This is a genomic window from Egicoccus halophilus, assembly GCF_004300825.1.
Classification (GTDB): Bacteria; Actinomycetota; Nitriliruptoria; order Nitriliruptorales; family Nitriliruptoraceae; genus Egicoccus; species Egicoccus halophilus.
Window position 1 is genome coordinate 3,561,565 of record NZ_CP036250.1, and the last position, 23,433, is coordinate 3,584,997.

Here is a 23,433-nt window from a genome sequence, read left to right on the forward strand (position 1 = left end):
CGAACCGGACGTCAGGAAAGGTTGGACTTCGAGATCATCTGCAGGAACTGGGCGTTGTTCCTGGTCGCGCGCAGCTTCTCGATCAGCAGGTGCAGCGCGGCCTCGTTGTCCATCGACGACAGCAGACGACGCAGCTTCCAGACCGTCTCGAGCTGGTCACGTCCGAGCAGCAGGTCCTCGCGGCGGGTGCCCGACGCCTGGATGTCCACGGCGGGGAAGACGCGCTTCTGCTCCATGCGCCGGTCGAGCCGCAACTCCATGTTCCCGGTGCCCTTGAACTCCTCGAAGATCACCTCGTCCATCTTCGAACCGGTCTCGATCAGCGCCGTCGCGATGATCGTCAGGCTGCCGCCGTCCTCGATGTTGCGGGCCGCACCGAAGAACTTCTTGGGCGGGTACAGCGCCGCCGAGTCGATCCCCCCCGACAGCACGCGCCCGCTGGCGGGCGTGGCCAGGTTGTAGGCACGACCGAGCCGGGTGATCGAGTCGAGCAGCACCACCACGTCACGACCGCTCTCGACCAGGCGCTTGGCCCGTTCGATGGCGAGCTCGGCGACCTGGGTGTGGTCCTCGGCCGGCCGGTCGAACGTGGAGGAGATGACCTCACCGTCGGTGGAGCGCTCGAAGTCGGTGACCTCCTCGGGACGCTCGTCGACCAGCACCACCATCAGGTGGACGTCCGGATTGCTGGTCTCGATCGCCTTGGCGAGCTGCTTGAGGATCGTCGTCTTGCCCGCCTTCGGCGGCGACACGATCAACCCACGCTGCCCCTTGCCGATCGGGGCCATCATGTCGACGATGCGCATCGAGATCGGCGACGACTCGTCGGTCTCGAGGACCAGGCGGTCGTCGGGGAACAGCGGCGTGAGGTCCTTGAACTCGACCCGCTTGCGCGGCAGGGAACGCTCGTCGATCGCCTCGCCCTCGATGGCGTCGATGCGCGCCAGGGCGGGGAACTTGTCGTTGTTCTTGTTGCGACGGATCGGCCCGGCGACCCGGTCCCCGCGGCGCAACTCGAAGCGGCGCACGAAGGACTGGCTGACGTAGACGTCCCGGCTGCCCGACAGGTAGCCGGTGCAGCGCAGGAAGCCGTACCCCTCGGGGAGCAGGTCGAGGATGCCCTCGCGGACCTCGGCGTCGTCCGAGGTGTCCTGGCCGTTGCGTCCCTTGCGGCGGCGGTCGCGCTTGCCCCGGCCCGCGTCGTCGTCGCTCTCGTCCCGGGCCCGCTCGCCCTCGCCGTTGCGCTCGCGCCCGTCGCGGCCGTCGTCACCGTCGCGGTGACGTCCGCGGGTGTCCTCGCGCTCGTCGCGGCCGGTGCGGCCCGTGCGCTCCTGGGGGGCGTCGTCGTCGCCTGCGGGGCGCGGCTCGGTGCGAGGGCGGAACGGCCGCTCCGGTGTCCGGGCACGGGCCCGGACACGTTCAGGGCCTTCCGTGACGGGCTCGTCCGCCGCCGCCGACTCGTCGGGCGTCAGCTGCGGCTGCGAGGGTTCGCCGTTCTCACCGGCGGCCGGTGCCTCGGGTGCTGCGGCGACCGCGGCGCCGCCGGCGTCGATGATGAGGCTGACCAGGTCGGCCTTCTTCATCCGCTGGAAGCCCTTGAGCTCCAGGGCCGAGGCGATCTGGCGGAGCTCGGCGAGCGCTTTGCGCTCCAGCGTCGAGCGGTCCATACGGGTCTCCGTGTTCGAACGGTCGAGCAGCGGGCGGCGACACCGCCGCGGCGTGGGCAGCGGCGGTGCGGCTGGGCCGTCAGCGGGTCAGCCCATCGCCTGCAGGTAGGCGTCCCAGTCGGCGAGGAAGCGCTCGAGCCCGATGTCGGTCAGCGGATGCTTGACCATCTGCTCGAACACCTTGGCGGGCAGGGTCGCGATGTCGGCGCCGGCCAGCGCGGCCTGGGCGACGTGCTGGGGACTGCGCAGCGAGGCCGCCAGTACCTCCGTCTCGTAGCCCTGGACGCGGAAGATCTCGCAGATCTCGGTCAGCAGCGCGATGCCGTCGTTGGCGATGTCGTCGAGCCGGCCCAGAAACGGCGACACGTAGGTCGCGCCCGCCTTGGCCGCCAGGATCGCCTGCGTCGGCGAGAAGCACAGCGTGACGTTGGTCCGGATCCCCTCGCTGGACAGCTGCGAGCAGGCGGCGAGACCGGCCGGGATCAGCGGCAGCTTGATCACGACGTTGTCGGCGATGTCGGCGAGCTTGTGGGCCTCGTCGAGCATGCTCGACGTGTCGGTGGAGACGACCTCGGCGCTGACGTCACCGCTCACCTCCGCGCAGATGTCCTTGATCATCGACGCGAAGTCCCTGCCCTCCTTGGCGGCGAGCGTCGGATTGGTCGTCACGCCGTCGAGGACACCCCATCGGTTGATCTGTGCGATCTCGTCGAGGTTGGCCGTGTCGAGGAAGAGCTTCACGAATGGCTCCCGAGGAAGGACGCGGACGCTCGTCCCCACCCGGGGCGCGTCGGCGAATGGCGCCGCGCGACGGCGGCGGATGCAAGGACGTCGACGCCCGTCGACCGGGGAGGTGATCTGCGCAGAAGATCGGTCCGCAACCGATCGGTGCGGCGACGGGGCGCATCATAACCCCTGACGAGGGCAGTGCGCACAGGTCCGCTGGACCCCGGAGAGCGCGCAGCCGCCGTCCGCGCAGGCGAAGGCGCCCCGCAGATCCGGCCGCAACGACCGGACGGTGACGTCGTGCGCCCGGCCGATCGCCTCCAGTTCGGCGAGCTCGACACCCGCGGTCCCGTCGAGCAGGCACACCGCCGTGGGGCCGGCGCCCGACAGGAAGGCGTGCAGACCCCGCTCGCGCAGCGCCGCCAGCACGGCGCCGGTGGCGGTCATCACCTCGAGGCGTGCGGGCTCGTGGAGTCGGTCGCCGGCCGCCCCGGCAGCCACGGGCCATGCACCCAGCAGGCCTGCCAGCACATGACCGGCACGGGCGGCCTGCTCGGCGACCTGCGCGCGCGGCAGCGTGGCCGGGAGCACGGCGCGCGCCGCCGTCGTGGCCTGCCGTGCCTGCGGCACGAACGCCACCGGACGCAGGCCGGGTGCGGGGTTGCGACGACGCACGACCAGGCTCCCGTCGTCGTCGCGCGCGCAGGCGACCAGGCCGCCGAGCAGCGCCGGCGCGACGTTGTCGGGGTGCCCCTCGATCTCGGTGGCGAGCTCGACCAGCTGACGGTCACCGACGCGGACGTCACACAGGGCTCGGCCCAGCACGAGGCCGGCGACGATCGCGGCCGAGGACGAGCCCAGCCCACGCTCCAGGGGAATGGCGTTGACCACCTCGAGCCGCACCGGTGGTGGCTCGACACCCTGCTCCACGCACAGCCGCTCCAGGCTGCGCCACACCAGGTTGTCGTCGCCCTCGGTGACCTCACCGGCGCCCTCGCCACGCGTGGTCACCCGTGGGCCGTCGCCGCCGGGCACGGCACGGACCACGAGCTCGCACGCCAGCGCGAGCCCGAAGGCGTCGAAGCCCGGGCCGAGGTTGGCCGTGGTCGCGGGGACCCGGGCCGTGACCGCGACCCCCGTCGCCCCAGCCGTCGACGTCTGCATGCTCGAACCCCTCCGGCCGCTCGGCGCCGCGGAGCGTAGCGACGGCGTGGTCCTCGCGAGACCGCGACCCAGCCGACGCCGAGGACCGGTCCTCGACCGCCCCCGGGGGTCGCCGGCTACTCGAGCGGCGCGCCCCGCTGCGGGACCAGGGCACGCAGGCCGCGGACCACGACCGAGGTCGCCGTCCGGGCGATGACCGCCAGATCGAGCGAGAGCGACCAGTTCTCCACGTAGAGCAGGTCGTAGCGCCGGTAGAGGTCGAAGCTCGCGAGGTCCCGTGCCTCGACCTGCCACAGCCCGGTCACGCCCGGCTTGACCCGGGTGCGTGAGGCCAGCTCCGGGTCGAAGTGGACGGTCTCCTCCGGCAGCGCCGGACGCGGCCCGACCAGGCTCATCGACCCGCCCAGCACGTTGAACAGCTGCGGGATCTCGTCGAGGCTGGTCGCCCGCAGCAGCCGTCCGACGCGGGTGACCCGCGGATCCCGGTCGAGCTTGAACAACGGTCCGGAACGGGCGTTGCCCGCCTGCAGCTCGGCGAGGCGACGCTCGGCGTCCACGGCCATCGTGCGGAACTTCAGCACCGTGAACGGCTCGCCGTCCTGACCGACCCGGGTCTGACGGAACAACACGGGCCCGCCGTCGGCGACCTTGACCGCGAGCGCGATCACCGCGAGCAACGGCAGACCGAGCAGCAGCACGCCCGCCGACACCCCGACGTCCAGGATCCGCTTGGCCAGCCGCTGCGCCTGGCTCAGTCGGGTGGGCGCGATGTGGAGATAGGTCTCGTCGGCCAGCGGCGAGACCGTGATCCGCCGCCAGTCCACCCCACGCAGACCGCTCGAGAGGTGCACGTGCAGGTCGGTGTCGGCCAGCTGGCGCAGGGTGTCGTTGAGCTGCCGTCCCGTGAGGCTGCCACCATCGACGACCACACCGGTGGCACCGTGCGTCAGGGCGACGTCACGGACGTCCTCGTGGTCGCCGAGCCAGGCCGGCCCCTCCGGTGTGCCAGGTGGCACCGGTCCGACCACACCCAACACGTCGAAGCCGAGTACCGGATGTTCGGCCAGGAAGCTCGCAGTGGCCAGCGCGTCGTCGCCGGCGCCGACCACGACGACCGGCGCGCGGAACTCGCCGCTCGCGCGACAGCCCTGGATCCATTCCCGGAGGAACCCGCGTTCCACCAGCAGCACGAGGGTCCAGACGCCGGCAGCCGTACCGGCGACGAGCATGGCCGTCTCCGTGCCGGCGCCGCCGGAGACGACGGCGGCCAGTGCGGTCAGCATGGCCACGACCCGGAGCAGCCGCGCCACCTCGACGCTGCGGACCTGACAGACCCGGCGCCGGTACAGGCCGTTGGCGGAGAACAGGAACAACCCGGCCGCGACCCCGAAGACGACGGTGGCCAGCACGCGCAGACCGCCCGGCGCCGTCTCCGCCCCCGCCGTGCGCAGGTCGAAGACCAACTGGGCGACCAGCCAGCCCACCAGCAACGCCGCGGCGTCGGCGAACACGAGGATGCGCCGCAGGGGCAGGGCTCGCGAGGTCCCCTCGGCTTCGGTCCGCTCCGTCGCCGCAGGATCGGCGGCGGGGCCCTCCGGTGCCTCGATCAGATCCGACGCCTCGATCCGGTCGAGGTCGTCGGTGGTGACCAGCCGGGGGTAGTCGTCGCGGACGCCACCGAGCGAACCCGGTGGGTCGACGAAGAACCGTCGTTCCTGGTGCATGTCGCCCGTCCCCGTACGAGAGCCGGCCCGTGTGCGAGACGAACGCGTGGGTGAGGTACCCGCCGGGATCCCGACGGAAGCAGCCACGTGGTTCGAATCGAACGCTCCGGCGTCAGCTCGTGGTTTGCGATCAGCTCCCGCGCACGCGGCTGGGAGTCAGCCGACGCAGCAGTACGCCACCTGCCGCCAGCAGGAGGAACGCGACGGCCGTGAGCGTGCCGGCGTCCCCGCCGGTCCGACTCAGCTCACCGTCACCGACGGCGACGGGTACCCCACCGTCACCGATTCCTTCCGGACCGTCCGGGGAACTGCCCTCGAGCGGAGGTGCGTCGAGCACCTCGTCGTCGACCTCGGGCGGGGTCTCCAGCCCGCCGTCGTCGGTCGGGCAACCCTCGACGGGCACCGGATAGCAGGGCTCGACCTGTGCCACGGCCGCTGGCGCCACCGAGAAGGACAGCAGGACCGCCCCCACTCCGAGCCCCGTCAGCCGTCGACGCATGCCGTCCCCGATCATCGTTCTGAGTCGTTCTGGAGTCCGTGAGGACCCACCCGGAACGCAGCGAAGAACATGTCCGGACCGACCGGAACGTAGCAGTGCGTCTCGTCGGCCGCCGTCCCTGTCCGCATGACCGAACGGCCGAGGCCGCTGGCCGGCCTCAGCTCCCCCCGGCGGCCGCCAGCCGGGCGAAGCGCACGGGAACCTCGAGGTCTCCCACGCCGTGCCCGTCGAGTCGGACCCGCCCGTCGGCGTGCTCGGCACCCTCGGGCAGGTCCACGGGCCAGTAGCCGCGGGGTACCCGCACCTCGATGGTGTAGGTGACCCCGGGGACGGTCGTCTGCAGCAGGTGCCGCACGGGCACCTCGATGCCGCCGTCGTCGCGTCGCTGCCAGCCGTGCGGTGTCTGGGTCGTGAAGCTCAGGGAGCGCGACGTGCCGGCGGGGACCTGCAGTCGCACGTCGACGGCCGTCGCACCGGCCTCGTTCCCGCGGGCGGGCGCACCCCCCGGTGCGTGCAGGATCTGGCAGCCGGTGCCGCACACCAAGGTGACCAGCGACTCGTTGTCGCCAGGACCGAGGTGGTCCACGGTCGGGCCGAGGACGTAGTCCGGCAGCCCGTCGGTCGGTGCGGTGTTGGTGAACGTCGCCTCGATGCGCGCACGCGTTCCACCGTCGGGCCGGAGCGACACCTCGTGGTGGACCCGTCGCTCGCCGAAGTAGTCGACCTTGTTGCCGGCCACGTTGTTGACCAGGATCCCGGCGAACTCCTGCGGCGCCGCAGCCAGTGCGCCGCCGACCCCGACCTGGTCGAACACCCGCTGGGTGTCCTCGTCGACCGAGTAGACCCGGACGCTGCCCTCGCGGGCGAGCCCGGCCAGCAGCTCGGCGGTCGCGACCACGTCCTCGTCCTCGAGCAGGGCGAGCAGTTCGGTGAAGGTCGCGGCGGCGACCGCGCCGAGCACGGCCTTGCGCTGCTCCTGGTCGTCGAACACGCCGTACGCCTCGACGCCGACGAACTCCTGCACCCGATGGGGCTCGAGCGTGCCGATCCCCGGCACGTCGAGCCCGCCAGAACGCTCGGCGACCCCGACGAACGTCCGGCTGTCGGCCAGGATCACCCCGTCGACGGGCTCGTTGCCGCGGGCCTCCCACTGCTGGAGCACGGTGCGCGCGGCGCTCGGGAAGTCGGCGGTGAAGTTGGCGCTGTGCCAGTGCCGCAACGCGCCGACGCGGCTCCAGCGCTCGACGTACCAGTCCGCCGGACCCCCGACCTCGCGCGCCAGCCACGGGTCGTCGCCGCTGTCGTGGAACTCCCCGAAACGCAGTGCCCCGTCGCTGACCTCGAGCAGCGCGTAGGAACCGAGCAGGCCCGAGGACCCGCGCAGCTCCGAGAGCGTCGAGGCCACCAGCAGGTAGCGACGCGGCTCGTCGGCGCCGAAGAATCCGGGAACCACCTCGGCGACGTCCGCGGCCTGCTCGAGCAGCTCGGCGGCCGGGCCGGCGACCTCGAGGAACTGGGTGCGCACGTCGAGCACCGGCCCGAGCAGCCCGTGCTCCGCCGTGGCTCCCACGTCGTTGACCGCCCGTCGCAGGGCGAGCGCACTGGCACGCAACGGCGGCGTGAGCTCCTGCACGTAGGCCACCGGGACGACCCCGACGCCGCCCGAGTCACGCTCGTCGTGCACGATCGCCGACGCCACCGCGAGCAGTTCGGTGGCCGGTGCACCGACCTCGTGCAGCCGTTCGCTCAGGCGCACCGTGAAGCGCAGGTCGTCACCGACCACCGGCAGCGCACGGGCCGGCGCCAGCAGGGGGGAGCCGAGCCGGGAGGCGGCCGTTCCGGCCCCCTCGGTCGCCCGTGCCAGCGAGGCGCGCGCACCGGAGAGGTCGGTCGAGCGCAGCGCACGCTCCGTGGCCGACAGCTGTGCACGGGTCTCGCGCAACTCGAGCGCCGCGGTCCCGGCCAGGACTCCCGCGGCGACCCCCCACACCACGAGCACGGCCCCCAGGGCCACCACGAGCCGCGCGCGGCGAGTTCGCACCTCCGCTGTCCCTTTCGTGCCCGGAGCGTCGAGCGCCGGTCCTGCCGTCACGCGGTGTCGACCGCCGGCCCGCGGCTACACGAGGTCGAGTTCGCGGGCTGCGGCGTCGAGCTCCGCGGGGATGGTCACCGGGTCGGCCGCCCCGGCGATCGCCCACTCCGGGTCCTTGAGCCCGTGCCCGGTCAGCACGCACACGACCGTCTGCCCGGGCTCCAGTTCCCCGGCGGCGTGCAACTGCAGCAGTCCGGCGACCGACGAGGCCGAGGCCATCTCCGCGAACACGCCGGCGCGGGCGAGCTGACGGAAGGCGGCGATGATCTCGCGGTCGGTCACCGAGCGGATCGAGCCCCCCGAGTCCCGGGCGGCCTCGACGGCCGGTTCCCAGGAGGCGGGGTTGCCGATGCGGATCGCGGTGGCGATCGTCTGCGGCTTCTCGACCGGGTGGCCGAGCACCAGCGGTGCCGCTCCGGCGGCCTGGTAGCCCCGCATCACGGGCAGGCCCCCCGTCAGCCCGTCGGCGGCGTACTCGCGGTACCCACGCCAGTAGGCGGTGATGTTGCCGGCGTTGCCGACCGGCATGCAGTGCACGTCGGGCGCCCGGCCGAGCTGGTCGACGATCTCCCAGGCACCGGAGCGCTGGCCGTCGATCCGGTAGGGGTTGACCGAGTTGACGAGCCCGACCGGATAGGTGTCGGCCAGCTTTCGGCACAGCGTCAGCGCCTGATCGAAGTTGCCCTCGATCTGGATCACCTTGGCACCGTGGACCAACGCCTGGGCGAGCTTGCCCATGGCGATCTTGCCCTTGGGGATGATCACCCCGCAGGTGAGCCCGGCCTTGCCGGCGTAGGCGGCCGCGGAGGCCGAGGTGTTGCCCGTCGAGGCACACAGGACGGCCTCGGCCCCCTCCTCCTTGGCCTTGGTGATGGCCATGGTCATCCCCCGGTCCTTGAAGGAACCGGTGGGGTTGGAACCGTCGAACTTCAGGTGCACCTCGCACCCGGTCAGCGCCGAGAGCGCCTCCGAGTGGATCAGCGGGGTGCCGCCCTCGCGCAGGGTCACGACCGGCGTGGCGTCGGTGACCGGCATGCGGTCGCGGTACTCCTCGATGATGCCCCGCCAGACGTGGGGGCCGCGCTGCTCGGCGCCGGATCCGGGGACGGACAGGCCGGTCATGACGCGAACACCTCCGACTCGACCCGCAGCACGCTGGCGACGCTGCGGACGTTGGTCATCGCGGCCAGGGCACCGACGGTCTGCTGCAGGTCGCCCTCCCGCGCCCGGTGGGTGATCAGCACCAGCTGGGCCGAGTCGCCCGCACCCTCCTGCCACACCTGCGCGATCGACACGCCGTGGTCACCGAAGGTCCGGGCCACGTCGGCCAGCACGCCGGCCTGGTCGTCGACGGCCAGCAGCACGTAGTACTGGGTCTGCAGGTCCTCGATGGGGCGGATCGCCTTCGCGCGGTGCACCGACTCGGCGGCGCCGCGGGCGGTCTGCAGCAGGTTGCGCGCCACGTCGATGACGTCGCCGACGACGGCCGAGGCGGTCGGCATCGCGCCGGCCCCACGGCCGTAGAACATCAGCTGACCGGCGGCCTCGGCCTCGACGTACACGGCGTTGAACGCGTCACGGACGCTGGCCAGCGGGTGCTCCTTGGGCAGGAACACCGGATGGACGCGGGCGCCGACCCGGTCGTCGACCTCGCTGGCGATCCCGACGAGCTTGACGACGTAGCCGAGCCGGTCGGCCACGCGCAGGTCGGTGGCGGTGATGGCGGCGATGCCCTCGCGGAACACGTCGGAGGCATGCACGACGGTGTCGAACGCCAACGAGGCGAGGATCGCGCACTTCGCGGCGGCGTCGTGGCCACCGACGTCGGCGGTCGGGTCGGCCTCGGCGTACCCGAGCCTCTGCGCGTCGGCCAGCACCTCGGCGTAGTCGGCACCCTCCTCGCTCATCTTCGTGAGGATGTAGTTCGTCGTGCCGTTGAGGATGCCGACCACCCGCGTGACGCGATCGCCCGCCAGCGACTCCTTCAGGGGGCGGATGATGGGGATCGCCCCCGCGACGGCGGCCTCGTAGGCGAAGTCGACACCGGCAGCCCGTGCGGCCTCGTACAGCTCCGGCCCGGCGTCGGCGACCAGTTCCTTGTTCGCGGTGACGACCGGCTTGCCCAGCTCGAGGGCCCGACGGATCAGGCCCCCCGCGGGGTCGAGCCCACCCATCACCTCGACGACCACGTCGACGTCCGGGTCCTCGACCACGGCCGAGGGGTCGGTGGTGAAGACGTCCCGGGACACCGGCAGTCCCCGGGCGCTCGCCTTGTCGAGGTCGCGGACCGCGATGCGGACCACCTCGAGACGCGCGCCCGTCCGGGCCGTGATGTCGTCGACCTCGCCGGACAGCAGCGTGACGACACCGCCCCCGACGGTGCCACAGCCGAGCAGGCCGATGCGCAGAACACGGTCCAAGGGGCGTGCCTCGTGTCGACGGTGCGAGAGGGACGCGAGCCTATCCGTGCGCACCAGCCCGCCCGTGCCCGTCCGCGGGACACGCCGAGCCTACGGGCGCAGGTGACGGCCGGTCGCGGTCCAGACCGTGGCGTGCGGGACGAAGCCGAGGCGGCGGTAGATCTGTTCGGCACGTCCGCCCGGTTCGGCACCGACCCCGACGCGTGCGTCGGGCTCGAGGTGCAGATGGCCGGTGACCGCGGCGTGGGTCAGCGCGGCGGCGACCCCGAGCCCCCGGTGCACGGGGTGGACGATCACGTCCTCGACGGCCGCGAGCCCCTGGCGGTCGTGGACGAGCGTGGCGCGGGCGACCGGAGCACCGTGCCGCTGCGCGACCCACACCTGGGCGCGCTCGGCCGTCGCGAGCTCCCGCTGCACGTCGACGCTCCAGGCGACGAACTCCTCGTCCCAGGCCCGCCACCGCTCGGGATCACCGACGTCGTCGGCGTCGTAGCGGTACAGCACCGTCGCCGCGTGCCAACGACGGTCGGTCGGCTGCGGGTCCACCGCCGACGGCGGCGGGACGGGTGCGATCGTGACGGGCGCGGCCGGGGGGGCGTGCAGCTCGTCGAGCAGCAGCACGGTCAGGGGTTCGAGGTGCAACCCCAGCACGTCGGCCGCGCGTCGCAACGCCGGGTCCGGGGTCGGAGCGGCCGGCGGCGCGTCGTCGGGCAGCGGCACCTCCCACCGCAGGCGGGCCTGCCGGGCACCGAGGACACCGATCGTCTCGTCGAAGCGCGTCGTCCAGCGCTCGAGGTCGTCGGGGGTCGGCACCGCCAGCAGGTCGAGGGTGTTGCCGTCGCGGAAGTCGGGACGCGACGGGGTCCGGACGCTGACGTGGTCGCGTGCGTAGGTGACCAGCGACCGACCCGACAGCGACGTGCGCAGCACGGCCAGGCCCAACCGCTCGTCGACCCGGCGCAGACCTCCGCTGCCGCCCACGGCCTCGTCCTTCCAGCTCGGAGTCCCCGCCGCTCAGCGCAACGGGACGTCGCGTGCGACCAGGTCGTCGAGCGTCTCGCGTCGGATGATCGTGCGGACCTGGCCGTCGCGGACGAGCACGGCGGCGGGGCGCGGGAGACGGTTGTAGTTGGACGCCATCGACTCGGTGTAGGCACCGGTGGCCGCGACGGCGAGCAGGTCCCCGACGGCCACGTCGGCCGGCAACGACGCGTGCTCGCGGACGAGGTCACCGGACTCGCAGTGCTTGCCCACCACCGTGGTGGAGATCGGGTCGTCGGCCCCGAGCCGGTTGGCGAGCGCCACCTCGTGCTCGGCGTCGTAGAGCGCCGGACGGATGTTGTCGGACATGCCCCCGTCCACGCTGACGTAGGTCCGTAGACCGGGCAGCACCTTGATGGTCCCGACCTCGTAGAGGGTGAGCGTGGACGGGCCGACGATCGCGCGGCCGGGTTCGACCACCAACCGCGGCCGCTCGAGTCCCCGTCGCCGGCACCGCTCGTCCACCGCGTGCAGGACCGCCTCGCCGTAGCGCGCCACCTCGACCGGATGGTCCTCGTGGGTGTAGCGGATGCCCATGCCGCCGCCGAGGTTGAGCTCGGCCAGCGTCACGCCGAGCTCGTCGCGCCAGCGGGCGAGCAGGTCGAGCATCACCTCGGCGTTGGCGACGAACGGATCGGTACCGAAGATCTGCGAGCCGATGTGGGCGTGCAGGCCGACGACCTCGACGTGCTCGAGGTCCCGGGCGCGGGCGACGGCGCGGTCGGCCAGACCGAGCGACAGCGTGAACCCGAACTTCGAGTCGTCGTGTCCGGTACGAACGTACTCGTGCGTGTGCGCGTCGATGCCGGGCGTGATGCGCAGCCAGACAGACGCGATCGTGTCGCGCGCGGCGGCGAGCCGCTCGAGCCGGTCGAGCTCCTCGAACGAGTCGACCACGATGCGCCCGACGCCGACCTCGAGCGCCCGGTCGAGCTCGACCAGCGACTTGTTGTTGCCGTGCAGCACGATCCTCGACGGGTCCACCCCCGCGACCAGCGCCGTGTGCAGCTCCCCACCGGAGACGACGTCGACCAGCAGGCCCTCCTCGTCGACGAGTTGCAGGACGGCGGTGGTGCACCACGCCTTGGACGCGTAGGCGACCTCGACACCCGGGAACCCCGCGCGGTAGGTGCGGCACCGCTCGCGCAGGTCGGCCTCGTCGACGACCCACAGCGGGGTGCCGTGCTCGCGGGCGAGCTCGGACAGGGCGACACCACCGACGTGCAGTCCCCCGTCGGCGTCCCGTTCGGCCGTCAGGGGCCAGGGTCCGGCAGTCATCGTCACATCCGTTCCGGGGCGGTGACCCGCAGCAGGCCCAGCGCGTTGGCCAGCACCTGCCGGGCGGCGACCGCCAGCCAGTAGCGCGCCCGGCTCAGCGCCTCGTCACCCTCGACCAGCACCCGGCACTCGGTGTAGAAGCGGTGGAAGGTCGCGGCCAGGTCCTCGGCGTAGCGGGCCAGGCGCTGGGTGGCGCGCAGCTCGGCGGCGTCGTCGACCACGATCGGCAGCTGGGCCATGGCGCTCAGCAGCTCGACCTCCGCCGGGTGGGTCAACCGGGACAGTTCGGCGTCCTCGGGCGCACCCGCCTCGAAGCCGCGTTCGTCAGCGGTGCGCACCAGGGAGTTGATGCGCGCGTGGGCGTACTGCACGTAGTAGACCGGGTTCTCCATCGACTGTTGCGCGACCACCTCGAGGTCGAAGTCGACCATCGTGTCCAGGCCCTGGCGCAGGAAGTGGTACCGGGTCACGTCCGCGCCGACCTCGTCGACGACCTCGTCGAGGGCGATCATCTCGCCGGTGCGCTTGGACATGCGCACCGGTTCCCCACCGCGCAGCAGGTTCACCAGCTGGCCGATGCGGATCTCGACCCGCTCGCGCGGGATGCCCAGGCACTCCGCGGCGGCGAGCAGCCGTCCCACGTAGCCGTGGTGGTCGGCCCCGAGCAGGTAGTACAGCCGCCCGCCCCCACCGGCGTCGCCGCCGGTCACGCGGGCCCACTTGTCGCGCAGATAGGCGCAGTCGGCCGCGAAGTAGGTCGGGCGACCGTCGGAGCGCACGATCACGCGGTCCTTGTCGTCCCCGAACTCGCTGGTGCGCAGGAAGGTCGCGCCCTCGGACTCGTAGGTGCGTCCGTCGTCGGTCAGCTGGGCGATCGCCGCGTCGATCGACCCGGTGTCGTGCAGGGTGCGCTCCGAGAACCACACGTCGAAGTCGACCCCGAGCTGGTGCATCTGGCCGGCGATGCGCTGGCGCATCGCCTCGACGGCCAGGACCCCGACCCGGGCGCCGATGCGAGGGTCGATCCGCGGGTCGGCGCCGGTCGCGGCGTCCTCGACCAGCCCGTCCTCGCCGGCACCGTCGTGCTCGACCCCACCACCGAGCTCGATGTCGGCGTCGGGCACGTGCTCGAAGACGTCCTCGCCGTGCTCGGCCCGCACCTGCTCGACGAGCTCGGGCAGGTAGCTGCCGCGGTAGTGGCCCTCGCCGAGCGGCAGTCCGCGGGCGGTGAGCACGACCGACTCCCCGAAGCGCCGGATCTGCTCCCCCGCGTCGTTGACGTAGTACTCGCGCGTCACCTCGTGCCCGTCGGCCTCGAGCAGGGCGGCGATCGCGTCGCCGACGGCGGCCCACCGACCGGCGCCGACGTGCAGCGGGCCGGTGGGGTTCGCCGAGACGAACTCGAGGTTGATCGTCTCCCGCTCCCGGGCGTCGCGGTGGCGGCGACCGAACGCCTCCCCCTGCGCGATCACGTGCCGGACCAGGTCCTGGTGGTAGCGGTGCGCGAGCCGGAAGTTGACGAAGCCGGGCCCGGCGATCTCGACGGCCTCGACGGCGTCGGGCAGTTCGAGGTGGTCGACGATGGCCTGCGCGATCTCCCGCGGCGGGCGCTTGGCCGGCTTGGCCAGCCGCAGCGGAACGGTCGTCGCCCAGTCCCCGTGCTCGGCCTGGCGTGGGCGCTCGAGATCGGGGTCCGCCTCGGGCAGGCCGGCCGCTCCCAGCGCCGATCGGATCCGGCCGGCGAGGTCGGCGAGAACGGGGTCGAGCAGTTCGGGGCGGGCCATGGCGACGCTCCGGCGGGAGAGGGGACGGACAGGAACTCGGGATCGCCGCAGGACGACGACGGGCGTCGGGCACCGACGTCGGCGACGCGCCGCGGACGCACCGGGCGGGCAGCCTACGGGTCGGCGGCCACGACGTGCACCGTGTGCCCGTCAGCGGCGGCCGGCCGCGAGCCGCTCGATGGTCTCGACGAGGTCCACCGGGTCGAACGGCTTGGTGATGTAGGCGTCCGCACCGCTGGCGAAACCGCGGTCGAGGTCCGCCTGCTGGGCCCGCGCCGAGACGAACACGATCGGGGTGGCGGTCAGCTCGGGGTCGGCGCGCACGGCCTCGCAGACCTGGAACCCGTCCATCTCCGGCATCATCACGTCGAGCAGGACGACCTCGGGCTGCTGGGCACGGATGGTGTCCAGCGCCACCCGCCCGTTGTCAGCGAGCAGCACCTCGTGCCCCTCCATCTCCAGGTTCACCTGGAGCAGACGCAGGATGGTGGGATCGTCGTCCACAGCGAGCACGCGCACCAAGGCCCCTCACCTCCGGGCGCGAACGCTATCCCGTCGACACGCGTGTCAGGTCGCGTCTCCCCGACCGCCGTGCCGGTGCGCTCGGGCCGCGCGTTCGGGCCGTCTGGCGTGCGTGCTACGGTGTGCGTCCGCGAACGCTGGTGCCGGTGCGGCCCCGCGCCGTCGCGAACGACCCGCCCCCGTAGCTCAGTGGATAGAGCACTGGCCTCCGGAGCCAGAAGCGTAGGTTCGATTCCTACCGGGGGTACCACCGGCCGGCCGCCGAGCGATGCTCGACGGCCGTTCGTGCGTTCCGGCGCCGCCGTCGTCGGTGGGGGTCGGCGGGAACCACGGCGAGCGGTCCGTGCTGGTGGCGTCCGTGTGTGTGGCGTCAGTGCGTGGCGAGCAACCACTTCTCGTCGAGCCGCCCGAACCGCTCGAGTCCGGCCTGCGCGAGCGAGGCGTCGAGCCCGTCCTCGTCGAGGACCTCCGCGGTGAAGTGCTGGGTCCACTCCCGCTCGCCGAGCACGTAGGTGATTGCGGCGTCGAAGCTCGCCCCGCGCTGCTCGAGCAGCCGGAACCGCAGCGTGACCTCGCCGGCCGTGCCCTCACCGTCACGCAGGTCGTCGATCGCCGCCGGGTTCCAGTGCTCGAGGTAGGCCGACCCACCCGGGGCCAGATGTCGGGCGACGGCCAGCAGCAGGGCGCGCCGTTCGTCGCGGTCGGCGGTGTTGACCAGGTGGCTGGCCAGCACCACCGCCGAGAAGCGGCGGCCGAGGTCGAGTTGCTCGATGCGGGCCTGCACGCCCTCGACGCCCGGGGCGAGGTGGGCGAGCATCTCGGCGGACTCGTCGACCCCGACCACCTCGTGGCCGCGTCGCGCCAGCTCGTTGGCGAGCCGTCCGACCCCGCATCCCAGGTCGAGCACGCTCGCGCCGGGGTAGAGGTCGTCGAGCACCGGGGCGAAGTCGCGCTCCGCCGGGATCGCGAGGTAGATCGGTACCGGCGAACCGTCCGGCGTGACCTCGACATCCGTCACCGGGACCCCCTCGCAACGACGCGGCGGCCGCGGTCGACGGCCGGCGCGCACGCTACCGGGCCGTGCCGCCGGGACACCGGGAACTCAGTCCGCGTGCACGGGCCGCAGGTAGCGGGCCTCGACCAGGCAGAACGCGCCGAACACGACCAGGCCGACGCCGAGCAACGGGAGCAGGAGACGGCCGTAGGGCGCCTCGACCACCTGCTGCAGCGTGTTGTCGAGACCCACGCCGGCCTCCGGGTCGTGCCGCCAGGCCGCCAGCCCCACGAAGCCACCGGCGAGCAGGAACACCACCCCCCGGGCCGCGTAGCCGACGCGACCGACGAACTCGAGTCGACGGCGGGTGCGACCCGCCAGTGCCTGCACGTCGACGTGGTCGCGGAAGGCCGCGCTCCACGCCTCGCGCAGCTGGACCACCCCGACCACCAGCACCCCGAACCCGACCGCCGCGACGGCCAGCCGTCCCCCCGGTCGAGCCAGGGCGAGGGCGGTCAGACTCTCCTCGGCGCCCTCGGCCCCGTGGCCCTGACCCGAGGCCTCCCACCAGGCCAGCACCGCGAGGGTCCCGTACAACGCCGCCCGGGCGGCGAACGTCAGCCGCGCGAGCCAGCCCGGCAGCGAGCTGACGCGCGCCGAGGCGCCCCGCACGCTCTGCCAGGCACGGAACAGCGCGTAGCCGCTCAGGCCGAGCGCGAGCACCGTCACCAACGCGCGACCGAAGGGCTGCCGCGCCACGAGGGTGATGGCCCCCTGCTGGTCCACCTCCTCGGGCGCGCTACCGGCCGCCAACCGAACGGCGAGCACACCCAGCACGGCGTAGAGCACGCCCTTCGCGGTGAAGCCGGCACGCGCCAGGCGATCGACGCTGCGCCGGCCTCCCGCCGCGGTCGCACTGGCCATGCCACTCCTCCTGCATTCGGGTGCATCGATAGCACAGGACCGGCAGGAGGCCGGCCGGCCGGTCACGGGCACACGTCCCGTCCGCGTGTCGGTCGCGGTCGGGCCGGGCACTACGCTCGGGTGTGTCCACCGCGCTCACGACGGTTCGCGACGGCACGGGTCGACCCTCGGGGTCGCGCCGTCGGGCGCACCGACCGCCTGCGAGGCCTGCATGTCCGCCCCCCTCGACGTGTCCGACCGTTCCCTGTACTCCCGCACGGTCGGCATCGACCACGATCCGCTGGCAGGACCGCGCCGGCACGTCGACGAACGCGGGCGGGAGGTCGCACCCGACCTGCTCGCGCTCATGGGCGACACGCCGCTCGTGCGCCTCGACCGGCTGTCGAAGGACGTCGGCCCGACGCTGCTGGCCAAGCTCGAGATGCTCAATCCGGGCGGCAGCGTCAAGGACCGCATCGGCATCGCGATGATCGAGGCGGCGGAGGCGGCCGGGGTGCTCCATCCCGGGGGCACGATCGTCGAGCCGACCTCCGGCAACACCGGCGTCGGCCTCGCGATCGCCTCCGCCCGCAAGGGCTACCGGTGCGTGTTCGTGGTGCCCGACAAGGTCTCGACCGACAAGATCTCGCTGATGCGGGCCTACGGCGCCGAGGTGGTGGTCTGCCCGACCTCGGTCGAACCCGACGACCCGCGCTCCTACTACTCGGTGTCCGACCGGCTCGCCGCCCAGCCCAACGCGTTCAAGCCCAACCAGTACTTCAACCAGGCCAACCCGCAGACCCACGTGTTCTCCACCGGCCCGGAGCTGTGGCGACAGACCAACGGGCTGATCGACGCGTTCGTGTGCGGCGTCGGCACCGGCGGGACCGCCACGGGCGTGGGGCGCTACCTGAAGGACAGGAACGCGTCGGTGCAGATCGTCGGTGCCGACCCGGAGGGCTCGCTGTACTCCGGTGACGAGGTCCACACCTACCTCGTCGAGGGCATCGGCGAGGACTTCTGGCCGCAGACCTTCGATCCGGCGATCGTCGACCACTGGTACCGGGTCAGCGACCGCGACTCGTTCCTGACCGCCCGCCGCTGCGCCCGTGAGGAGGGGATCCTCGTCGGTGGCTCGTGCGGGACGGCGCTGTGGGCCGGGCTCGAGTACGCCAGGGACCAGCCCGAGGACGCGACCATCGTCGTCCTGCTGCCCGACTCGGGCCGCGGCTATCTGTCGAAGTTCTACGACGAACGCTGGCTCGCCGAGCACGGGTTCGTCGAGCACGCCTCGGGTGCCGGCACCGTGGGTGACGTGCTGCACGCCAAGGGCGCCGAGCTGCCGCCCCTGGTCCACCTGCACCCGGGCGAGCAGGTGTCCCAGGCGATCTCGCTGCTCAAGGAGTACGGCGTGAGCCAGATGCCGGTGTTCCGCGAGGGGGTCCACGACGACGCGACCGCCGACGACATCCTCGGCTCGGTGCGCGAGAACGCCCTGCTCGACGCGGCGCTGCGCGACCCGGAGGCGATGAGCAAGCCGGTCATCGAGGTCATGCAGCCCCCGTTGGCGACCGCCGCCACCGACGACGCGCTCGACCACGTGCTGGCGGGCCTGGCCACGGGCGCGCCGGCGGTGGTCGTGCACGACGCCGGCCGCGCCGTCGGCGTGCTCACCCGCGCCGACCTGCTGACGTTCCTCGCCACCCGCTGAAGGCTTCCGCGATGCAGTTCGAGACCCGCGCCATCCACGTCGGTCAGGAACCCGAGCCGCGCACCGGCGCGGTGGTGGTCCCGATCTACCAGACCTCCACCTTCGCCCAGCCCCGCGTCGGTGAGCACACCGGCTACGAGTACGCCCGCACCGGCAACCCGACGCGCACCGCCCTGCAGGAGTGCCTGGCCAGCCTCGAGGGAACCGAGCAGGCGGTGTGCTTCGCCTCGGGTCTCGCCGCCGAGGACGCGGTGCTGCGCCTGCTCGCTCCCGGCGACCACGTCGTCATGGCCAACGACGTCTACGGCGGCACGTGGCGCCTGATCAGCAAGGTGCACGCCCGCTACGGCATCGAGGTGTCCGCGGTCGACCTGACCGACCTCGACGCGGTCGCGGCGGCCTTCCGGCCGACCACCCGGTTCGTGTGGGCCGAGACGCCCTCGAACCCACTGCTGAAGGTGCTGGACCTGGCCGCGCTGGCCGAGCTGGCCCATGACCGGGACGCCTGGCTGGTCGCCGACAACACCTTCGCCACGCCCTACCTGCAGCGCCCCACCGACCTCGGTGCCGACCTGGTGGTGCACTCCACCACCAAGTACCTCGGCGGGCACTCGGACGTGGTCGGGGGCGCGGCGTGCACCGACGCGCAGACCGCCGCCGACCTCGCCTTCCTGCAGAACGCCGTCGGCGCGGTGCCCGGCCCGTTCGACTCGTGGCTCACCCTGCGTGGCATCAAGACGCTCGGTGTGCGCATGGACCGCCACTGTGCCAACGCCGGCCGCATCGCCGAGTTCCTCGCCGACCACGACCGGGTCGAGCAGGTCCTCTACCCGGGTCTGTCCGACCACCCGGGTCACGAGCTCGCGGCCCGGCAGATGACCGGGTTCGGCGGCATGATCAGCTTCCGGGTCGCCGGCGGGGTCGAGGCCGCCCGCCGTGTCGCGGAGGGCACGCGCCTGTTCTTCCTGGCCGAGTCGCTCGGCGGCGTCGAGAGCCTGATCGAGCACCCCGGCATCATGACCCACGCCTCGGTGGTGGGCACCGACCTCGAGGTCGCCGACGACCTGCTGCGCATCTCGGTGGGCATCGAGTCGGTCGACGACCTGCTCGCCGACCTCGCCACGGCCCTGGACTGACGGGCCCGGTGCGCGCGCTGCTGCTGTTCAACCCGAACGCGACCACGACCGACGACCGGGTCCGTGACGTCATCGCCTCGGCGCTGGCGTCGGCGGTCGAGCTCGACGTGCAGCCGACCAAGCAACGCGGACATGCGACGCACATCGTCGCCGGCGCCGTGCACGAAGGGGTCGACGCGGTGTTCGCCCTCGGCGGCGACGGCACCGCCAACGAGGTCCTGCAGGCACTGGTGGGCACCGACGTCCGGCTCGGGATCATCCCTGGCGGGGGCGCGAACGTGCTCGCGCGCTCGCTCGGGCTGCCCAACGACGCGGTCGCGGCGACCTCGGTCCTGCTCGAGCACCTGCGGGCCGACCGCACCCGCCGGATCACGCTCGGACGGGCCAACGAGCGCTGGTTCGGGTTCAACGCCGGCTTCGGCTTCGACGCCGCGGTCGTCCGCCACGTCGAACAGCACCCGCAGGTCAAACGCGTGTTCCGTCAGGCCGCCTTCGTGGCCTCCACGACCCGCGAGTGGTTCGTGGGTGAAGGCCGCGGATGCCCGCGCATCACCCTGCACCACGCCGACGGCAGCGTCGCGGGTCCGTACCTGGTGGCGGTCGTGGCCAACACCGATCCCTACACCTTCCTCGGGCCGCGGCCGATGCACGTCCACCCCCGGGCGTCGTTCGATCTCGGCCTCGACCTGGTGGGCATCCGGCGGGTGTCCACCGTCGCGCTGCTGCGCATCCTCAACCGGGTCTTCCGCGACGGCGAGCACGTGCGGGCCAAGGGCCTGGACTACGTCCACGACCTGGCGGCGTTCACCCTCTCGTCACCCGAGCCGTTGCCACTGATGGTGGACGGTGATTACTCCGGTGAGCACCTCCAGGTGACCTTCGCGGCCGTCCCGGACGCGCTCCGCGTGCTCGCCTGAGCGTCGTCGTCCGCGCCGCAGTCGCGGCTGTCCGCTGCCTGGCCCCTCCCAACGCCGCGTTCCGGGCCAATCGGCACAGGCGGCCCGCGTCGCGTTCGGCGCCCGGCCCGGCTCGTGCGGTCATCGCTCGCCTGCACGCAACGGCAAGCACTCCTCCGACCAACCCCTTGACTTGTGCTCCAGGAACGTTACGGTCCCGTTCCGGGTTCGAGAATTCGTTCACAAGCCGACGGCCGTGCCCCGCAGGTCCCCCTCGGTGAGCGAGTTCTTCGCGAGTTCACACGGCGGAGGCCACCTGGCGGTCGCCTCCTGCTCGGGCCCGGCCCCACCCACCCCACCCACCTGACGTTCTCCGTCGCCCGGCCCCGAGGCGTGCCCGGGGACCTCGGCGACGTCGACAGGGAGAAGACCCATGGACTGGCGAAGCCGCGCCGCGTGCATCGACGAGGACCCGGAGCTGTTCTTCCCGATCGGGACGACCGGCCCGGCGGTCGAGCAGGCCGACGCTGCCAAGCGGGTCTGCACCCGTTGTGACGTCCGTGAGCAGTGCCTCGAGATGGCACTGAGCACCAACCAGGACGCCGGCATCTGGGGCGGCCTCACCGAGGACGAGCGCCGCACCCTCAAGCGTGCCCGTCAGCGCCGCCGCCGTATGGCGAGCTGACACGACGCGGGCCCCGCGCGAACGACGCGAGGACGGGCCCACGATGCACCCGCACCCGCAGCACGCGAGACGACCCCGGCAACCGTGCGGCGCCCCGACGGCGCCACGCGGACCGGGGTCGACGCGTGTCCGGCGACGGACGGCCCGGGCGGCCTCAGCGGGGCAGGGGCAGCAGGGACTCGCAGACCGTTCCCGTCGCGTCGGTGCGTCGGCGCACCTCCAGCGTCCCGCCGAGCTCGGACTCCACCAGGGTCGCGGCGATCCGCAGCCCGAGGTTGGCATCGCGCTCCAGCGACCAGCCGTCGGGGACGCCGACGCCGTCGTCACACACCTCCAGGTGCAGACTCGCCGAACGTCGCTCGAGTGCGACGACGATGTCGCCACCGCGGGTCGGGAACGCGTGCTCGACCGAGTTCTGCAACAGCTCCGAGAGCACCAGGGCGAGCGGGGTGGCCACTTCGGCGGGCAGCTCACCCGCACCGCCGTCCAGCAGCATGCGCACGGGCCGCTCCGGATCGGTCAGGCCGGTCGAGAGCATGTCGATCAGCCGCTGCGCGACCTTGTCGAAGCTGACCCGCTGCCGTGAGTCCTGCGAGAGGGTCTCGTGCACGAGGGCGATCGAGGAGATCCGGCGGACCGACTCCCCCAGCGCGTCGCGGGCCTCGTCGGAGGTCAACCGCCGCGACTGCAGCCGGAGCAGTGACGCCACCGTCTGCAGATTGTTCTTCACGCGATGGTGGATCTCGCGGATCGTGGCGTCCTTGTAGAGCAGCAATCGCTCGTGACGCCGCAGCTCGGTGACCTCCCGGATGAGCATCAGGCCCCCCAGGACGTGGTGCTCACGCGTGAGCGGTAGCAGACGCCGCAGGACGACCGCGCCCCTGGCCTCCACCTCGGACTCGAGCGGTTCCCCGTCCGCCAACGCCTCGAGCACGGCAACGTCGTCGAGGTCGAAGTCCCCGAGGTTGCGGCCCAGGATGTTGTCGACGACCCCGAGTCGCCGGTAGGCACTGATCGCGTTCGGGGACGCGTAGACGACCGTCCCGCTCGGGTCGACCCGGAGCAGGCCGTCACCGACCCGGGGGGCGAGCTCGCGTTCGGGGTCCTCGCCGGGGAAGGGGAACGAACCGTCGGCGAGCATGTTGGACAGCTCGTTGGCGACCTGGAGATAGGTCAGCTCGAGCTGGGACGGCGCGCGCACCATCGAGAGGTTGGCCTCCCGGGTGACCACGGCGATGACCTCGCCCTCGAAGGGGACCGGGATCGCCTCCTCGCGCACCGGCACCCCGGTGGACCAGTCCGGCTCGCCGTCACGGACGATCCGTCCGCCGTCGAAGGCGCGCTGGACGGCCGACCGCTCCTGCGGGCCGAAGACGGTCCCGACCAGATCGTCGTAGTAGATGGTCTGCGCCGTGTAGGGGCGCATCTGCGCCACGACCGTCAGCTCACCGCTGGACGGGTCGCGACAGAACATCAGCAGGTCCGCGAACGACAGGTCGGCGAGGATCTGCCAGTCGGAGACGATCGCCTGCAGGGTGTCGACCGCGGCGCCGAAGAGGCCACCGTGGTTCTCGACCAGCTCCTGGAGCGACGACACGTCAGCGCGGCAGGAAGCGCTGCAACTGCTGCAGCGGTACGGCTTCGCGGATGTGCTCGAAGGCGCGCTTCTCGATGTCACGGGCCTCGCTCATCGACAGCCCCAGGGTGCGGGCGGTGTCGGCGAGGTCGTGCGGGTGCCCGTCGGTCAGCCCCATGCGCAGCTCGAGGACCCGGCGTTGGGTCTCCGGGAGCCGCTTGAGCACCTTCTCGAGCGGACCGGCGAGCTGACTGACGGTCTCGTTCTCGGTCGGTGCGGAGCGGCCACCGCGGCGGCCGGCGGGGGCGCCGTGACGACCCCCCTGCCCACCGGCACCTCCACGCCCGCCTCCGGCACCACCCCGGGCGCCGCCGCGCGTGCCCCCACCACCGCGGGAGGCACCGTCGCCGGCGTTCCGGCGACCGTTTCGGCCACCGGAACCGGATCCACGCTTCGAGGAATCGTCCATGCGGGGCAGGGTAGCCGCACCGACCGATGGCCGAGCCGGGCACCGCCACCCCGACCATCGGGACGCTGCCGGCGGCTGCGCGCGCTCGCGTGCGCGGCCATGCTGCGGCTCTGCCCGATCGCACGCCGACCCCCGGGGGTATCGCG

General features: G+C 72.6%; 20 protein-coding genes and 1 tRNA gene. 5 read left to right on the plus strand and 16 right to left on the minus strand.

All coding sequences use genetic code 11. The features are described from left to right. Window positions 1-11: 11 nt before the first annotated feature. From rho to ELR47_RS16280, 12 genes are all read right to left on the minus strand, one after another. Window positions 12-1,667 (minus strand): transcription termination factor Rho, encoded by a 1,656-nt coding sequence (gene rho / locus ELR47_RS16225; protein WP_130650830.1) that lies wholly within the window; start codon window positions 1,665-1,667, stop codon window positions 12-14. A gap of 87 nt (window positions 1,668-1,754) precedes the next feature. Further along, window positions 1,755-2,408 (minus strand): fructose-6-phosphate aldolase, encoded by a 654-nt coding sequence (gene fsa, locus ELR47_RS16230; RefSeq protein ID WP_130650831.1) that lies wholly within the window; start codon window positions 2,406-2,408, stop codon window positions 1,755-1,757. A gap of 165 nt (window positions 2,409-2,573) precedes the next feature. Continuing rightward, complete coding sequence (gene thrB / locus ELR47_RS16235) at window positions 2,574-3,557, minus strand: homoserine kinase (RefSeq protein WP_130650832.1); 984 nt, start codon at window positions 3,555-3,557, stop codon at window positions 2,574-2,576. Window positions 3,558-3,673: 116 nt separating this feature from the next. Continuing rightward, entirely contained in the window at window positions 3,674-5,281 is a 1,608-nt protein-coding gene (locus ELR47_RS16240) for a sugar transferase (RefSeq protein WP_130650833.1), read from the minus strand. A 130-nt stretch (window positions 5,282-5,411) separates the two neighbouring features. Then, entirely contained in the window at window positions 5,412-5,795 is a 384-nt protein-coding gene (locus ELR47_RS16245) for a hypothetical protein (RefSeq protein WP_130650834.1), read from the minus strand. Between the two features lie 142 nt (window positions 5,796-5,937). Further along, window positions 5,938-7,821: a DUF4012 domain-containing protein gene (locus tag ELR47_RS16250; RefSeq protein WP_165404144.1), complete on the minus strand. Its 1,884-nt coding sequence runs from the start codon at window positions 7,819-7,821 to the stop codon at window positions 5,938-5,940. Between the two features lie 75 nt (window positions 7,822-7,896). Next, complete coding sequence (gene thrC / locus ELR47_RS16255; RefSeq protein WP_130650836.1) at window positions 7,897-8,994, minus strand: threonine synthase; 1,098 nt, start codon at window positions 8,992-8,994, stop codon at window positions 7,897-7,899. Beyond that, a complete protein-coding gene (locus ELR47_RS16260) occupies window positions 8,991-10,292 on the minus strand; it encodes a homoserine dehydrogenase (RefSeq protein WP_130650837.1) in 1,302 nt (433 codons plus the stop codon). Before ELR47_RS16260 ends, thrC begins: the two co-directional genes overlap by 4 nt. Before the next feature lie 90 nt (window positions 10,293-10,382). After that, window positions 10,383-11,273: a GNAT family N-acetyltransferase gene (locus ELR47_RS16265; protein ID WP_130650838.1), complete on the minus strand. Its 891-nt coding sequence runs from the start codon at window positions 11,271-11,273 to the stop codon at window positions 10,383-10,385. Window positions 11,274-11,306: 33 nt separating this feature from the next. After that, entirely contained in the window at window positions 11,307-12,692 is a 1,386-nt protein-coding gene (gene lysA, locus ELR47_RS16270; protein ID WP_370469409.1) for a diaminopimelate decarboxylase, read from the minus strand. Further along, complete coding sequence (locus ELR47_RS16275) at window positions 12,614-14,395, minus strand: arginine--tRNA ligase (RefSeq protein WP_130650840.1); 1,782 nt, start codon at window positions 14,393-14,395, stop codon at window positions 12,614-12,616. The genes lysA and ELR47_RS16275 overlap by 79 nt, the downstream gene beginning before the upstream one ends. Before the next feature lie 150 nt (window positions 14,396-14,545). Continuing rightward, complete coding sequence (locus ELR47_RS16280; RefSeq protein WP_205745323.1) at window positions 14,546-14,914, minus strand: response regulator transcription factor; 369 nt, start codon at window positions 14,912-14,914, stop codon at window positions 14,546-14,548. Window positions 14,915-15,092: 178 nt separating this feature from the next. On the opposite strand from ELR47_RS16280, the gene ELR47_RS16285 reads away from it, so the two are divergent. Then, window positions 15,093-15,167, plus strand: a tRNA-Arg gene (locus tag ELR47_RS16285). 120 nt (window positions 15,168-15,287) lie between these two features. Here the strand turns inward: ELR47_RS16285 and ELR47_RS16290 are convergent. Further along, window positions 15,288-15,935 carry a class I SAM-dependent methyltransferase gene (locus tag ELR47_RS16290; RefSeq protein ID WP_165404145.1) on the minus strand — a complete coding sequence of 216 codons (648 nt, stop codon included), beginning with the start codon at window positions 15,933-15,935 and terminating at the stop codon, window positions 15,288-15,290. Between the two features lie 84 nt (window positions 15,936-16,019). Beyond that, entirely contained in the window at window positions 16,020-16,835 is an 816-nt protein-coding gene (locus ELR47_RS16295) for a DUF1206 domain-containing protein (RefSeq protein ID WP_130650843.1), read from the minus strand. A 211-nt stretch (window positions 16,836-17,046) separates the two neighbouring features. Between ELR47_RS16295 and ELR47_RS16300 the strand changes: the two genes are divergently transcribed. The 4 genes from ELR47_RS16300 to ELR47_RS16315 all read left to right on the plus strand — a co-directional run bounded on the left by ELR47_RS16300 (window position 17,047) and on the right by ELR47_RS16315 (window position 21,242). After that, on the plus strand, window positions 17,047-18,525 hold the full coding sequence (locus ELR47_RS16300) for a cystathionine beta-synthase (RefSeq protein WP_130650844.1): 1,479 nt from the start codon (window positions 17,047-17,049) through the stop codon (window positions 18,523-18,525). Between the two features lie 11 nt (window positions 18,526-18,536). Beyond that, complete coding sequence (locus tag ELR47_RS16305) at window positions 18,537-19,661, plus strand: cystathionine gamma-synthase (protein WP_130650845.1); 1,125 nt, start codon at window positions 18,537-18,539, stop codon at window positions 19,659-19,661. Window positions 19,662-19,669: 8 nt separating this feature from the next. Beyond that, window positions 19,670-20,578: a diacylglycerol/lipid kinase family protein gene (locus tag ELR47_RS16310; protein WP_165404146.1), complete on the plus strand. Its 909-nt coding sequence runs from the start codon at window positions 19,670-19,672 to the stop codon at window positions 20,576-20,578. A gap of 412 nt (window positions 20,579-20,990) precedes the next feature. After that, window positions 20,991-21,242 carry a WhiB family transcriptional regulator gene (locus tag ELR47_RS16315; RefSeq protein WP_130650847.1) on the plus strand — a complete coding sequence of 84 codons (252 nt, stop codon included), beginning with the start codon at window positions 20,991-20,993 and terminating at the stop codon, window positions 21,240-21,242. A 154-nt stretch (window positions 21,243-21,396) separates the two neighbouring features. On the opposite strand, the gene ELR47_RS16320 is transcribed toward ELR47_RS16315, so the two are convergent. Both ELR47_RS16320 and ELR47_RS16325 read right to left on the minus strand, forming a co-directional pair. Next, entirely contained in the window at window positions 21,397-22,839 is a 1,443-nt protein-coding gene (locus tag ELR47_RS16320) for a sensor histidine kinase (RefSeq protein WP_130650848.1), read from the minus strand. A 1-nt stretch (window position 22,840) separates the two neighbouring features. Beyond that, a complete protein-coding gene (locus ELR47_RS16325) occupies window positions 22,841-23,044 on the minus strand; it encodes a sigma factor-like helix-turn-helix DNA-binding protein (RefSeq protein WP_130650849.1) in 204 nt (67 codons plus the stop codon). Window positions 23,045-23,433: the final 389 nt, after the last annotated feature.